At 72.9% G+C, this 13,108-nt stretch carries 18 protein-coding genes; 4 read left to right on the forward strand and 14 right to left on the reverse strand.

Going from position 1 to position 13,108, the window contains the following annotated elements:
• Positions 1–4 precede the first annotated feature (4 nt).
• The 13 genes from HUG12_RS01185 to pth2 all read right to left on the reverse strand — a co-directional run bounded on the left by HUG12_RS01185 (position 5) and on the right by pth2 (position 8,943).
• Positions 5–667: a hypothetical protein gene (locus tag HUG12_RS01185; RefSeq protein ID WP_179267023.1), complete on the reverse strand. Its 663-nt coding sequence runs from the start codon at positions 665–667 to the stop codon at positions 5–7.
• Entirely contained in the window at positions 664–1,431 is a 768-nt protein-coding gene (locus tag HUG12_RS01190) for a nucleotide-binding protein (protein ID WP_179267024.1), read from the reverse strand. The genes HUG12_RS01185 and HUG12_RS01190 overlap by 4 nt, the downstream gene beginning before the upstream one ends.
• Before the next feature lie 97 nt (positions 1,432–1,528).
• The gene (locus tag HUG12_RS01195) at positions 1,529–2,623 is read right to left on the reverse strand and encodes an ATP-binding protein (RefSeq protein WP_179267025.1); all 1,095 of its coding nucleotides are present in this window, start codon (positions 2,621–2,623) and stop codon (positions 1,529–1,531) included.
• Between the two features lie 269 nt (positions 2,624–2,892).
• A complete protein-coding gene (locus tag HUG12_RS01200) occupies positions 2,893–3,090 on the reverse strand; it encodes an HVO_0649 family zinc finger protein (protein ID WP_179267026.1) in 198 nt (65 codons plus the stop codon).
• A gap of 92 nt (positions 3,091–3,182) precedes the next feature.
• Positions 3,183–3,431: a DUF3194 domain-containing protein gene (locus tag HUG12_RS01205; RefSeq protein WP_179267027.1), complete on the reverse strand. Its 249-nt coding sequence runs from the start codon at positions 3,429–3,431 to the stop codon at positions 3,183–3,185.
• A gap of 4 nt (positions 3,432–3,435) precedes the next feature.
• Positions 3,436–3,831, reverse strand: coding sequence for a prefoldin subunit beta (locus HUG12_RS01210; RefSeq protein ID WP_179267028.1), 396 nt, complete (start codon positions 3,829–3,831; stop codon positions 3,436–3,438).
• A gap of 148 nt (positions 3,832–3,979) precedes the next feature.
• Complete coding sequence (locus HUG12_RS01215; protein WP_179267029.1) at positions 3,980–4,261, reverse strand: KEOPS complex subunit Pcc1; 282 nt, start codon at positions 4,259–4,261, stop codon at positions 3,980–3,982.
• A gap of 9 nt (positions 4,262–4,270) precedes the next feature.
• Positions 4,271–4,405 (reverse strand): DNA-directed RNA polymerase subunit P, encoded by a 135-nt coding sequence (locus tag HUG12_RS01220; protein WP_179267030.1) that lies wholly within the window; start codon positions 4,403–4,405, stop codon positions 4,271–4,273.
• A gap of 38 nt (positions 4,406–4,443) precedes the next feature.
• Entirely contained in the window at positions 4,444–4,725 is a 282-nt protein-coding gene (locus tag HUG12_RS01225) for an eL43 family ribosomal protein (RefSeq protein WP_179267031.1), read from the reverse strand.
• A 144-nt stretch (positions 4,726–4,869) separates the two neighbouring features.
• Entirely contained in the window at positions 4,870–5,646 is a 777-nt protein-coding gene (locus tag HUG12_RS01230; RefSeq protein ID WP_179267032.1) for a DUF2103 domain-containing protein, read from the reverse strand.
• 117 nt (positions 5,647–5,763) lie between these two features.
• Entirely contained in the window at positions 5,764–6,723 is a 960-nt protein-coding gene (locus HUG12_RS01235) for an asparaginase (RefSeq protein ID WP_179267033.1), read from the reverse strand.
• Between the two features lie 487 nt (positions 6,724–7,210).
• A complete protein-coding gene (truD, locus tag HUG12_RS01240) occupies positions 7,211–8,605 on the reverse strand; it encodes a tRNA pseudouridine(13) synthase TruD (RefSeq protein ID WP_179267034.1) in 1,395 nt (464 codons plus the stop codon).
• Positions 8,605–8,943 carry a peptidyl-tRNA hydrolase Pth2 gene (gene pth2, locus HUG12_RS01245; RefSeq protein WP_179267035.1) on the reverse strand — a complete coding sequence of 113 codons (339 nt, stop codon included), beginning with the start codon at positions 8,941–8,943 and terminating at the stop codon, positions 8,605–8,607. Before pth2 ends, truD begins: the two co-directional genes overlap by 1 nt.
• A gap of 880 nt (positions 8,944–9,823) precedes the next feature.
• Between pth2 and HUG12_RS01250 the strand changes: the two genes are divergently transcribed.
• The 4 genes from HUG12_RS01250 to HUG12_RS01265 all read left to right on the forward strand — a co-directional run bounded on the left by HUG12_RS01250 (position 9,824) and on the right by HUG12_RS01265 (position 12,870).
• Positions 9,824–10,552: a Yip1 family protein gene (locus tag HUG12_RS01250; protein ID WP_179267036.1), complete on the forward strand. Its 729-nt coding sequence runs from the start codon at positions 9,824–9,826 to the stop codon at positions 10,550–10,552.
• Positions 10,553–10,668: 116 nt separating this feature from the next.
• On the forward strand, positions 10,669–11,289 hold the full coding sequence (gene dcd, locus HUG12_RS01255; RefSeq protein WP_179267037.1) for a dCTP deaminase: 621 nt from the start codon (positions 10,669–10,671) through the stop codon (positions 11,287–11,289).
• 1 nt (position 11,290) lies between these two features.
• Positions 11,291–12,190 carry a thiamine-phosphate synthase family protein gene (locus HUG12_RS01260; RefSeq protein WP_179267038.1) on the forward strand — a complete coding sequence of 300 codons (900 nt, stop codon included), beginning with the start codon at positions 11,291–11,293 and terminating at the stop codon, positions 12,188–12,190.
• A 2-nt stretch (positions 12,191–12,192) separates the two neighbouring features.
• On the forward strand, positions 12,193–12,870 hold the full coding sequence (locus HUG12_RS01265) for a class I SAM-dependent methyltransferase (RefSeq protein ID WP_246308118.1): 678 nt from the start codon (positions 12,193–12,195) through the stop codon (positions 12,868–12,870).
• Between the two features lie 37 nt (positions 12,871–12,907).
• On the opposite strand, the gene HUG12_RS01270 is transcribed toward HUG12_RS01265, so the two are convergent.
• Positions 12,908–13,063, reverse strand: a complete 156-nt coding sequence (locus HUG12_RS01270) for a DUF7563 family protein (protein ID WP_179267039.1) — start codon at positions 13,061–13,063, stop codon at positions 12,908–12,910.
• Positions 13,064–13,108 lie beyond the last annotated feature (45 nt).

The following is a 13,108-nucleotide window of genomic DNA, read 5'->3' on the forward strand; positions in this document are numbered from 1 at the left end:
GGGGTCAGCCGCCGTCCTCGGCCGCCTCGTCCGTCGGGGGTCGGCCCGCACCCGCCACGTCGTCGTCGGGCCGCGTGGCGTCCGACCGCGAGTGATCCGCCAGTTCGTCGCCCAGTCCCCACTCCGCCGCGCGCCGTTTCGCCTCCTCGCGCGCCTCGCGCTTGATCGCGTCCACCCGCTCCTCGTCCGCGAGGAACGCCGCGAGCGCGTCGTGTTCCGTCCCTGCGTCGCGCCGCCCGTCGGGGGCCCGCTCGCGGCTCCGTTCCGCGAGGTCGTGGTCGGCGGCCAGCTCCCGGGCCGGGGCGCCGGGGGCGACGCGCAGGGCGTCACAGCCGTGGGCCGTCGACAGCGCGTCGGGGGGGAGCCGGTAGGTGGAGACGCGGATCGGTTCCGACCCCGCCAGCGCGGCGAGCGCCGCCGGCCCCGTGGCGTCGGCGTCGAGTTCGTACGCCAGCACCGGCACCCCGTCCGCGACCGTGAGCACCCCGTGTTCGGCGCCGTCGAGCAGCAGCGTCGACGGCGGTTCGAGCTCCAGGTAGCCGGTCAGGTCGCGGTCGAACGCGTCCCGGAGCGGGTCGCCGACGTCGTCGACGACCCGCGCCGAGAGGAGGTCCCCCTCCGGGATCGAGATCCGGGTCGACGCCGGCCCGGGCAGGCCGCCGCTCATGGCCTGTCCGGGACCACCGCGCTCCGGAACCGGTCCGCCACGCCCCCGGCCTCCCCTGGTTTCGGGTCGAGCCCGGCGGCGGCGTCGCGGTAGGCGGCCGCGGCCGCCGAATCGGGCGCGTGCGCGAGCAGGGGGACGCCCGCGCTCCGCGCCTCCCGGGCGGCGTCGCTGTCGGGGACCGCCCCCAGCGTCGGCCCGCCGAAGTACCGCTCCGCCTGGTCGGTCACCCGACCGAGGTCGCCGCGGACCTTGTTGAACAGCACGCCGGCCGTCCCGGTGCCGTACGAGCGGGCGTACTCCTGGACCTTCAGCCCGTCCGACAGCGACGGGATGGTCGGCTGTAACACGACCACGACCCGGTCGGCGAGCACGATCGGGAGCACCGCCGACTTCGACGCCAGCGTCGCTGGGGAGTCGAGCAGCAGCACGTCGGCGTCGCTCGCCAGGTCCGCGACCACCTCCCGCAGCCGTCCGGGTTCGGCGGCCTCGAACGCGGCGAGGCTCGTCCCGCACGGCACCACTCGCATGCCGTGTCGCTCGTAGGTGGCGTCGGCGACGTCCGCCTCCCTCCCCTCGATCAGCAGGTCGTGGAGCGTGAGCGGCGCGTCGTCGAGTCCGGCGTGGAACAGGAGGTTCGCCATCCCCGTGTCGGCGTCCACCACGGTGACGTCGTACTCCGCGGCGAGGGCCATCCCGAGCGCGAGCGTGCTCGTCGTCTTCCCCGTCCCCCCCTTGCCGCTCGCCACGGCGAACGCCTCGACCATACGCCGGGTGGCGCCCGCTCGCACAAATAATTTCGGCGTTTCGTCGTCGAAAGGTGGTTCCGCGGCGCCGCGCGGGTTCGCGCTCGCCGGCGTCGGGTCACCCGCCCGCTCGACCGGACCGCTCCCGCGCGGCCGGCAGCCGCATCCGGACCGAGACGCCCGACGGCTCCAGGTTCCTGAACGTCACCTCGCCGCCGGAGGCGTCCACGACCCAGTAGATGACCCAGAGCCCGAGCCCGGTGACGTGCTGGAGCGGGAGTTCGTGGGACCGCGAGAGGACCCTGAGCTCCTCCTCCGGGATGCTCGACCCGTCGTCGACGATCTCGACGGTTCGGAGGCCGTCCGCGTCGACGTCCGACGCGACCGAGACCGAGAGGTCCAGCCGCTCGCCCGCGTTGTGTCGGGCGGCGTTGTCGAGCGCCTCCGAGACCGCCGTCGGGAGGTGGGGGTTCGTCCGGACGGGCGCCCGTTCGGGGACGTCCGCGGAGACGGACACCTCCGGGTTCGACCGCCGAAACTCGGCGAGCTCCCGGCGGACGACGCCCGCGAGGTCGAGGACCTCCGTCCCGCCGTCCTTCCAGAGTTCCGAGAGCAGCTGGCTCTTCTCGGAGAGCCGGTACACCCGGTCGACGTGTCCGTTGACCGTCTCGAGCGTCTCCCTCGTCTCCGGCTCCGAGGTCGACTCCGCGAGGTTCTCCCCCAGACCGCGCAGCACCGTCACCTCGTTCCGGATGTTGTGGCGCAACACGCGCTGGAGGATCGTGAGCCGCTTCGACAGCAGTTCCTGTTCGGCCCGTTCCTGCTCCACCCTGGTGACGTAGTAGCCGACGAGCGTGCCGGAACTCGCCCCGAGCGACCAGCCGATCGAGAGGACGAACCAGGCCTCCGGCGTCGGCTCCGCCGTGAGCCGTCGGACGACGACGAACAGCGTGGCCAGCAACCCGACGACGACGCCGGCCGCGAGGCCGATCGAAACGATCCTGAGCACGTCCCCCGCGGGGACCGACCCGGCACGGACTCTGTGACCCACGGCGAAGCACGCCAGCGCGAACACGAGCAGGATCGACGCCTCGGCGAGTTCCGAAAGGAGGGGGTCGGCGTCGAGGACGACGTGCAGGCCGGCGAGAAGCAGGATCGCCACCCCCTCGACGTGGATGAGCGAACCGATCACGCCCGACCTGGATCGTCCCATCGGGAGACGGATCGCGACCCGAGCTGATATATTTACGGGAAGGGCGGTCGAATGATAGCCGGCACGGTCGACGGGGCGGGCGGACGACGACACCGTGCCCTCGGAGTCCGCCGACCACGTCGCCACACCTGGGCGCCGACTCCACTCGGGCGGCTTCGGCGACTTCCGGAGCGAACCCCCGCATCGACGTCTCCGGCTATGGCTCCCGAGGCGACGCTCACCGGACCGCACGGTCGAACGGACCGACGACGGAGGCTAGCGACCGGCGATCAGAGCCGGAACTCCCGCCGCTCGATCCCGCCACATCGGGGACAGACGCGCCGATACACGAGCCGACCGTCGCGGTATCGGGTCGTCCACTCGCCGGCCGCTTCCGCGGTCCCGCACGCGCCGCAGCGCTCGGTGCCGCGGAGGCGGTCGCGGTAGCGGTCGAGCGGGGTCGTCCCGCGGGTGCCTGCGGCTGCCATACGTTAGCATACGTCGTGGGGCCGCAAAAGTCCCTAGGGTGGGTACCGCCGGTTCCCGCCCGCGGCGTTCGCCGCCGGGGACGTCGGGCGGGCTACTCGCCGAACAGTTCGTCGACCGCGTCGCGGGCCGCCCGGGCCGCTTCGTCCGCGACCTCGTCGGCGTCCGCGTCCGCGTCGGCCGGCGGGTTGACGTACACGTCCACCTCGAGCACGCCGTCCTCGAACGTAATCGTCACGTCGAAGTCGACGAGGTCGGCCTGCCGGTACCGCGAGAGGACGACGCCCTCCGCGGCCTCGGAGGCGACCTCGACGACGCGCTCGTCGGTCGGTTCCGCGGCCATCGCCTTACGCGCCGCCCGCGCCGCCGGGGCCCATCCCGGCCGGGCCGCCGCCCGCGCCGCCCTGCAGCATCTGCTGGAGTTCGGTCTGGAGGTCCTCGAACTGCTCCTGGACGCGCTCCTCCTGCTTCGAGAAGCGCTCGGCCCGCATCTCGAGGGTGTCGACCTTCTCCTCGAGGTCCTCGTACGCCTCGTCGTACTCCGTCTCCACGAGGAGTTCGCCGACCTCGCGGTACATCGGGGTGCCCTCGTCGATCTCCTCGAGCGCCTCGAGCGCCGTCTTCGACTCCGTGAGGGAGTTCTCGGTCGCCTGCTTCTGCTCGGCGAGCTGCTGGGCCTGCTCCTGCAGGTCCTGTAGCTCCTCGATCTTCTCCTGTGCTTCCGGCGGCAGATTGCCCTGCATGGATGGGTACTCGGGCTTCGGCGTGAAAAACCCGGTTATTGCGGGACGCGAGGGGTCGAACGGAGGAAGGCCGCGGCGTTCGCTCTACCCCTCGAAAACGGGTACGCTCGGCGCCGCGGGCCCGAACCGCCACGCGGCCGGGTCGAACTCACTCCGGGCCCGCCCCGGCCGCCGCGTCGATCGCGTCCTCGGCGACGCCGACGAGCCGCGCCCAGGTGTTCGTCCCCGCGCGGAGGGCGACGAGGTCCCGCGCGCGGATCCGCACCGCGACGGTCGATCCGTCCCGGGAGACGGTCGCCCGCGAGCGGTCGTCGTCCACCTCGCCGACCTCGACGGCGACGGCGTCGTGGACGTCGCGTGCGCGGCGCTGGTCGGGGTAGGGGAAGCGCAGAACCGCGCCGTGGGCGTACTCGGGGGCGTCCGCGCACATCGGCCGCGCCTACTCCACGTCGACTTCCTTCACGACCGGCGCGCGCTCCTTCAGGAGCACGCGGTGGCCGCAGTAGGGGCAGCGGACGCCGCCGTACTCGTCGAGTTCGACGTCTCGCTTGCAGCGGGAGCACTTGTAGCTCATTGTGTGATGGTGGGGTGGGAGGTACTTGTGTCCCGGGGTTACTCGTCGCCCGCCTCGTCCTCGCCCTCGAGGGCAGCGCGGATGGAGCGGCGCACGGAGCGGCCGCCCGGCGTCTCGGGTCGGTAGGCGCCGCCCGTGAACTGCTCGCCGGTCTCCTCGTTCACCCAGATGCCGGTGCCGACGCGCTTCACCGAGTCGCCGTCGACGGTCGCGGACTCCATCTCCGCCTCGATCTCGGAGACGCGCCTGCGGGCAACACGCCCGTATCGGGCGCCGAACCGCCCGGCGCTCCCGATCGTTCGCGCCTTGTTTTCAGCCATAGTGGCCGGGGATTCGGCGGACGCGGGTAAAAACCCCGCGAAACGCCGCGACGGCCGACGGACCCGACGACGGGGCCACGCGACCACGAGCGCCACGCGAGGACGACGGCTTCGGCGAGGCGCCGGCTGCAGCGAGGACGACGGCTACGCGAACTCCTCGTCCGCCAGCGCGTCGTTCAGGTCCTCCCGGACGAGTTCGCCCACCTCGCGCTCGCCAGCGGTCGTCACGACGCGGTTCTCCTGGACGCTCGACCCGTTCCGGAGGAGCAGGCGGACGTTGCCGTGCTCGTCCGCGCGGGTCACCTTGGCGCGGACGCCCGTCCGCGAGCCGGACCCGCCGGCGTCGATGGGTCCGGGGATGATCTTCTTCACGTGCGGGTGCTCCGCCACGGAACGGATCGCCCGCCAGCCCTTCCGCCCGCCGATGAGCGTCGAGTGGGCGCCGCCGAGCTTCTCGGCCGGCGCCGCGTCGACGACGTCCAGCGACGGGTCGCCGTGGCGCGCGAGCACCGCCTCGACCGGGTCGTCGTCGGGGACCCGGTAGAACTCGTGGCGGAGCTGTGCGCGGGTCTCCCGGAGGGGGTCCCGCTCGCCGGCCGCGTACACCGTCTCCGGTCGCTTGCGGCGGATCTCGTCGGCGACGCGGCCGGCGTAGTTCCGGAGCTGCGTCCGGGCGGTCCGCTCGCCGTCGTCCGGGACGGTCGTCACGGCCGTCCGACCCAGGACCTCCCCCTCGTCGCCATCCGGGGACGCGTTCGACGGGCGTTCGCCCGGGCCGTCCTCCGCTCGTGTGTCGAGCATCGTGAGCGTCGCCCGGTCCCCCCCGAACTCGACGACGACGACGTCGCAGTTGGCGGTCGAGCAGCGCAGACAGTAGTCCCCGGGCCGATCGAGGGACGCGCCGCACCGCCGGCAGTTCATACCGGGGGTCAGGCCGCGGGGCCGGATAAGCGCGTCCGTTCGCGGGGATGGATCGCGCTCCGCGAGACGGAATCGTCGGCTCGGGTCGAGTCGAGCGTCCCCGATCGGGCGCGGCGGTCAGGGTCGAACGAACGCGTCGTCCAGCCGGTCGGCCGCGAGCGCGGCGACCGTGCGGACCGTCGTCTTCTGGAGGTTCAGGTCGCTGTACAGACAGCCCAGTTCGACGAGCGTCCGCTCGCTCCCGTGGAAGTCGTACGTGTTCCGCGCGAGCCGTCCCTCCGGACAGCGTGTCGTCGCCACGATCGGCACGTCGGCCTCGCGAAGCCGTTCGAGCGCCGGGACGATCCCCGGCGGAACGTGGCCCGCGCCGAGCGCGGCCAGACAGACCGCGTCGCCGTCCGCGCACGCGTCGAGGAGGGCGGTCGACGCGTCGAACGTGACCGTGACGGCTTCGACGTCGACCGACAGCCCCTCGCGGTCCGGCGAGAGCGTCGGGTCGGGGTTCTCCGCCCGTCGACGCCAGGTGACGCGGTCCTCCTCGACGACCGCGAGGGGGCCGAACTCGGGCGACCGGAACGTGTCGACGTTCGTGCTGTTCGTCTTCGTCGCCTCCCGTGCGGCGTGGACGCGGCCGTTGAAACAGACCAGCGTCCCCGCGTCGCGGCCGACGAGGCCGCCCGCGACGCGGACGCTCGCGAGCAGGTTCGCGGGACCGTCCGGCCCCGCGAGCGACGGGTTCCGCATCGCGCCGGTGAAGACGACGGGCGTCCCGCCGTCGTAACAGAGGTCCACGAAGTAGGCGGCCTCCTCGAGGACGTCCGTCCCCTGGGTGACGACGACGCCCGTGGTCCCGGGGTCGTCGTCGAACTCCCGGATCCGTTCGACCAGGTCCAGGAGGTCCTCGTAGGTGAGATGCGGGCTCGGCACGGTCGCGAACTCGAGCGTCTCGACGTCCGCGACGTCCCCGAGGCCGGGGACCGCGTCCACGAGGTCCCGTCCCGAGAGCGACGGGCTCGCCCCGTCGCCGTCGGACGTCGACGCGATGGTTCCCCCGAGTGAGACGACGACGACTGTCATGGGCCACCGTTCGCCCGCTCCGTCTTGAACCGGTCGGCCGGCGGCCACCGCCGGAGTTCGAACCCGCCTGACCGGACGAGTACACATATAGTATATCGTATTACGCGATACGAAATTCGCCGGTCGGCGGTTCGAGGCAGCTTCCCCGGCCGGCTTCCGACGGGCCGAAAACAGGCGAGGCCTTCGAGGAGCGTACCGACGGTGAATCCCACGGTCGCGGCGAGCATGCCGACCGCGAGCGTCTCCGTCTCGTCGACGTACCACGGCCGTTACGTGACTGGACTTCGACTCGCCCACACGGCGAAGAACGCGGCGCCGAGGACGCCGGCCACGACCGCGAAGGTCGCGACGATGCCGTCGTCGCCCCGTGGAAGCGTTCGGCGAGGTACGCGCCGGACGCCCCGATCTCGTCGCCCGACGGCGCTCCGAGCACGACGTTCGACCCCGCGCCGGCGAGCGTGACGGCCGTACGGTCGCTACCGGCCGGTCAGAGCCGCTCGGGGTCGGTCTTCAGGTACTCCCGGAGCACCGTCGTCGCGTACGCCCCCGAGGGGAGCGCGAACGAGAACACCGGGTCGCCGTCCCGCCCGCCGACCGCGAGGTCGGTCGGAAGCGCCACCGCGCGACGCGTCCCGGTCGACTCGAACTCGCCGGGGAGCGCGAAGTCCCCGCGCTCGACCCCGAGTTCGGCCAGCACCTCGCGCTCGATCTCCCCCGGCTCCCCGTCCGCGAACTCGGTTCCGGTGCCGACGAGCGGGGCGGTGACGAACGCCCGGCCGCGCTCGCAGTGGCGCGCGAGCACGTCCACTCGACCCTCGGTGGCGCGCTGGGCGCGGTCGGGATCGGGCTTGGGGTGCTTCGTCTCCCGCTCCGCGAAGCAGCAGACGTCCCCCTCCACGGGACGGTGGAACGGTAGCCGGCGGCGGAGTCGCTCGCTCACGATTCGGTTGAAGGCGTACGACTGCGCGGCGTTGACGAAGAGGCGCTGGAGGTTCGACGGGACCGCCTCGAGCGCCTCGCGCCAGCCGGCCCCGTCGGCGAGTCGGTGGAGCATCGACCGCTCGTAGCGGAGCCGTCCGGGCATCGCGTCGAGGGCGGCGGTCCAGTCCGGTTCGGCGGCGTCGGCCTCCCGTTCGACCACCTCGCGGGCGGCCTGGGAGTCCTCGGGTTCCGTGTCGTACGGGTTCCCGACGTACGCGAGCACCGCGCCGCGCCAGTCGCCCCGGAGGACGTGGAGGCCGACGTCGTGGGTGACGGGGCGTCGGCTGCCGAACCGCTGGTGGCCGAAGTAGTTCGGGACGGCGACGGTGACGGGGTCGTCGTCCGACGCCGCGTCGTCGCCCGCGCCACCCGCACCATCGTCGCCGTCGGCATCGCCGGCGCCGTCACCGCCGCCGGCGAACGCCCGGAGGTCGGCGGTGACGGGCGCGGGGTCGCCCTCCGCGTCGCGGACCCGGACCTCGAACTCGTTGCCGGCGAGGTCGCCGAAGGTGAGCGCGCGGCCGGTCCGGCCGAGCACCGCCACGTCGGCGTCCGGCACCTCGGGGAGGTCGTCGGGGTCGATCCCGTCGACGGTGAAAAGCTGGGTCGTCACGGCGTGCTTGTCCTTCGTGCCGGCCCAGGAGACGCGCTCGCGGCTGATCCCCAGGTCGTCCGACAGGCGGCCGGCGAAGTCGTTGGTGTCCCAGCCCCGGAGCGTGACCCGGAGGAGGACGTGCGGGTAGGAGCCGGGGTCCGAGTCGACGGGTTCGGGGTCCATCCGCTCGCGCTCGCGGACGACGAAGTCCTCCGGCTCCTCGCGGAGGCGGCCGCCGATGCCGTCGGCGTCGCTGACGTAGAAGTCGACGCCGACGACCCGCTCGCGGGGGTGGGCCTCCCGCATCAGTACAGCGGCAGGTCGCCGGTCACCTTGTCGACGATGTTGTCCCGACCGGGGCCGACCGCCAGGGCCGTGACCGTGCCCGGGTCGAGCTGGGTGTGCCCGGCGTCGCGGACGACCGCGTACGGGAGCCCCTCGCGCTCGGCGACGTCGGCGAGTTCGAACAGCTGCGACTCGCTCTCGCCCTTCAGGACGACCTTCTTCTGCCCCTCGCCCTTCCACTCCTTCCGGGTCCGCCGGTCGGCGTCCTCGTAAGCCGAGAGGGAGGCGTGTGCCACTTGCGCGGCGAGCTTGCCCGTCCCCATCCCGACGTCGGTCCGGGCGACGATGGCCTGTTTCATGTCCCGTGAGTGGTCGCGGGCGGCGTATAGGTGCTGTCATCCGTACGGTGTGGTGAGAGCTGTGGGACGGGTATCGTCGGCGTGGTTGCCGTGCGTTTCGGCTCATTGGTCGGTTCGCGCGTCGCGGCTTGGTTTCTGAAAGTCCCTGCAACGCTCGGCTCATAGCTCGGTCAGGTCTTCGTGGAGCAGTTCCCGAAAGCCGCGGGGGCTTTCGGCTCCCGCGACCGCTGCTGCGCGCTTCACGCTCGCTCCGCTCGCGCTCCAGTGCTTGCAGGGTCGGGGTTCGCCGACAGCCGCGGCCCCTTTCAGTCCCGCCCGGACCGCACCCCATCCTCCCCAACCGGCGAGGACCCTCCCTTCGGTCGTGACCTCGCCTCACCTCGGAGCGAGCCCCTCGGAACTCACCCTCGCTGCGCTCGCGTGAGCCTCGCACGAGCGGCCGCGCTCCGCGCGGCCGCCGCGCGCCACGTGGACCGGTCAGTGCGGTGGCGCGTGCCGGCTGGCACAGAGGCCAGCCGGCACGCGCGCGAGGGACGAGCACCACAGCGGAGTGAGCGAAGCGAACGAAGCGAGGAGCGCAGGAGGCTGGGGAGGACGTGGCTGCAGTAGCGGTGGGTGGGACTGAAAGGGGCCGCGGGGCTGGACGAAGGCGCGGACCGTCGAGCACCGCAGACGAACGAGCGAAGCGAGTGAGCCGAGGAGCGCGGCGGCCGCACCGAGTCCAGCACCGCGGGGGCTTTCGAGTCACTATCGGAGGACGGAGGCGCACTGAACTGTCGGCACGCCGCACAGGAGACGTTCGAGGCGTTCCCCGTCGCGAAGTACACATCGGAGAACCGATTCCCGAAAACCCATAACCCACCCCCGAAAGCAACCACGCATGTCCGGTCCCCGCACGCCCCTCCTCCGCCCCCAGTCGTACTTCGAGTCACACGACGGCTCGCCGCCGCTGGGACACGCCGCCCTCGCCGTCGCGGTCGTCGCGGTCGTCACCGCCGGCGGCATCGGCCTCTTCCTCGCGGAGTTCGCCGGCGCCCTCGACGCGACCGTCGAGATGGAGAACCCCGAACACTCGCCCGAGTGGGCCTGCGAGAACTTCGAGGGGAGCGGGATGTCGACGCCCTCGGGCTGTGACCCCTCCGTCCCGGAGACGGTCGAACGGGACCTCGGCTCGCTGGTGTACGAGGAACTGTCGTGGCTGCCGTGGGCCGCCCTCTTCATCGTCCCGATCTTCTGGGCCGTCCAGGCGCTCGTGCTCCACGCGGGCGCCGCCGTGATCGGCGGCGAGGGGACGTTCGCTGACACGCTCGCGGTCGCCGGCTGGGGGATGGTGCCCAGCCTCGCCCGGGTGCTCGCCCTCGGCGCGCTCCTGATCTACCGGCTCCGGACGACGCCGCTCCCCGGCGACCCGGAGGGCGCAGTCGCCGCCCTGGAGGCCGCCTTCTCGGGGCTCGGCGCGGCGTCGATGGTCGCGGTGCTGGTCGTCGCCGTCTGGGCCGGGGCCGTGCGGGTGTACGGGCTCGCCGAGACCCACGACGTCCCCGTCGGCGAGGCGCTCGTCGTCGTCGCCGTGACCACCCTCGTCGGGTTCGTGTTCGAAGCGCTCTGATCGTCCGAACGGGGGGACGCCGGCGGTCGGAGGACGGGGACGCCGACCCCCGGTGCGGCGCGGTCGGCCGGCGACGAGGAGGTGGGTTTACGTCTCCCCGCGCCGGTCTTCGGCACATGATACTCGCGGACACCGACATCCTCGCGCGCCTCGGCGACGGGGACCTCGTGATCGACCCGCTCGCCGACGTTGACACGCAGGTACAGCCGGCGAGCGTCGATCTCAGGCTCGGCCTGGAGTTCCTCGAGTTCCGCAGGACGAACATCCCCTGCATCCACCCGAACGACGAGCGCGAGGTCGACGAGTACGTGACCGAGACCCACGTGCCCGAGGGCGACGACTTCATCCTCCACCCCGGTGACTTCGTCCTCGGCACGACCAAGGAGCGCGTCGAGATCCCCGACGACCTCGTGGCCCACGTCGAGGGGCGCTCCTCGCTCGGCCGGCTGGCCATCGTGGTCCACGCGACCGCCGGCCTCTGTGACCCGGGGTACCGCGGACAGATCACCCTCGAACTGTCGAACCTCGGGAACGCCCCCGTCGCGCTCTCGCCGGGGATGCGCGTCTCACAGCTCACCTTCACGGAGCTGAGATCGCCCGCCGACAGGCCGTACGGGAGCGAGCGCGGCTCCAAGTACCAGGGCCAGTCGGGTCCGCAGGCCTCCCGCATCGGCGACGACCCCGAGTTCCTCGGCTCGGGGGCGGCCGAGGACGCCGACGGCACGGCGGTGGAGTAGCGTGCGCTTCGTCGAGGAGGTCGTCGTCGACGAGTTCCTCCCCACCGTCCGGTCGATGCTCGCCGGGGAGCTCCGGGAGCGCGGGCTCACCCAGAGCGAGGTTGCCGAGGCGCTCGGCATCAGCCAGTCCGCCGTCTCGAAGTACGCCCACGGCGAGGTGGGCCGGCGCGAGGAGGTCCTGAACGACGAACGCATCCGCGAGCTGGTCGAGCGGGTCGCGGACGGGCTCGCCGAGGGCGACGTGAGCCCGGTCGCGGCGCTCGTCGAGTTCGAGGTGCTCATCCGGGAACTGGAGGAGGGCGACCTCCTCGCGGAGTTCCACGAGGAGGCGATGCCGGCGCTGGCCGGGGCCGAGTACGACTTCACGGTCCACGACCCCGAGAGCCGGCTCCGGGAGCGCGAGCGAACGCTCGCCTCGCTCAGGCGGGGGCTCCGGACGCTCACCAACGCCTCCGGGTTCGCGGGGCTCATCCCCAACGTCGGCTCGAACCTGGTCGAGTGCCTGCCCGACGCGGCCGGCATCGAGGACGTCGCCGCCATCCCGGGACGCATCTTCGACGTGAAGGGCCGGGCGACCGTCCCGGGCGAGCCCGAGTTCGGCGTGAGCCAGCACGTCGCCGGCGTGTTGCTCTCCGCCCGGGACGCCGGCGCCGACGTCCGCGCGGCCGTCGACGTTCGGTACGACGCCGACCTCGTCGACTCGCTCGAGGCGGCCGGCTACGAGTGCGTCGAGTTCGACCCGGAGGCGCCGACCGACCCGGTGAAGGCGGCGCTGTCCGGGTGCGACCTCGGCGAAACGTTCGTCGTCTACCAGTCGGGGGGGTTCGGCATCGAGCCGGTGTTGTACGTGCTCGGCCCCGACGCGCCGACCGTCGCGGGCGTCGTCAGGGAGCTGTTGTAGCCGTGGCCCCGCTCGGCGACCGACTACGGCTGGACGCGCCCGAGTTCTACACCGCGTTCGCCGGCCTGTACGACGTCCTGGCGCGCCACGGCCCGGGCGTGGGTCGGCTCCGCGACGCCATGGTCGACGCGCTCGCGCCCGACCCCTGCGACACGGTCGTCGAACTCGGCTGCGGGACGGGGGCGAACCACGGCCGCGTCCGGGACCGCGTCGGCCCCGCGGGCCGCTACGTCGGCGTCGACTTCTCGCCGGGCGTGCTCGCGGTCGCGCGGGAGCGGGACCCCCAGGGGTCGTTCGTCCGCGCCGACGCGACGCGCCCGCCGGTCCGGCCCGGCGGCGCCGACGCCTGCTGTGCGGCGTTCGTCTCCGGGATGCTCCCCGACCCGGCCGCCGCGGTCCGGACCTGGGCCGACCTGGTCGGCCCCGGCGGCAGGCTGGCGTTGCTGGACCTCGCACGCACGACGCGTCCGGGTTGGCGGGCGCTCAATCCCGGGTTCCGGCTGTTCGTCCGGGCGGGGTCGCCGCCCGGGACGGCCGCGGCGCTGCGGCGGAGTCCGACCGCCGTACTGGACCGCCGCGTCGCCGCCGCACACCGGGAACTTCGGGAGGGCTGTACCGACGTGACCGCGGGGACGCTCGCCGGCGGGTTCGCCCGAGTGAGCGCGGGGACCGTACGGTAGCCGTCCCCCCTCGGCCGGCGGCGCCCGTCCGGGGCCGCTACCCCCGCGTCGCGCGCGCCTCCCGCACCTCCGCGCCGTCCCGGACCAGGTCCTCGCAGTTGGGACACACGCGCGGCCCTCGCGCCTCGTCCGGGGCGAACACCCGGACGTAGCGCTCCGAGACGAGCGACCCACAGTTGTTGCACTCGCGCATGACGGGCGACCGTTCCGGTTCGGGGATAATAAATTTCGCGGCCAC

Origin of the sequence: Halorarum salinum, from assembly GCF_013402875.1 — an archaeon.
Classification (GTDB): Archaea; Halobacteriota; Halobacteria; order Halobacteriales; family Haloferacaceae; genus Halorarum; species Halorarum salinum.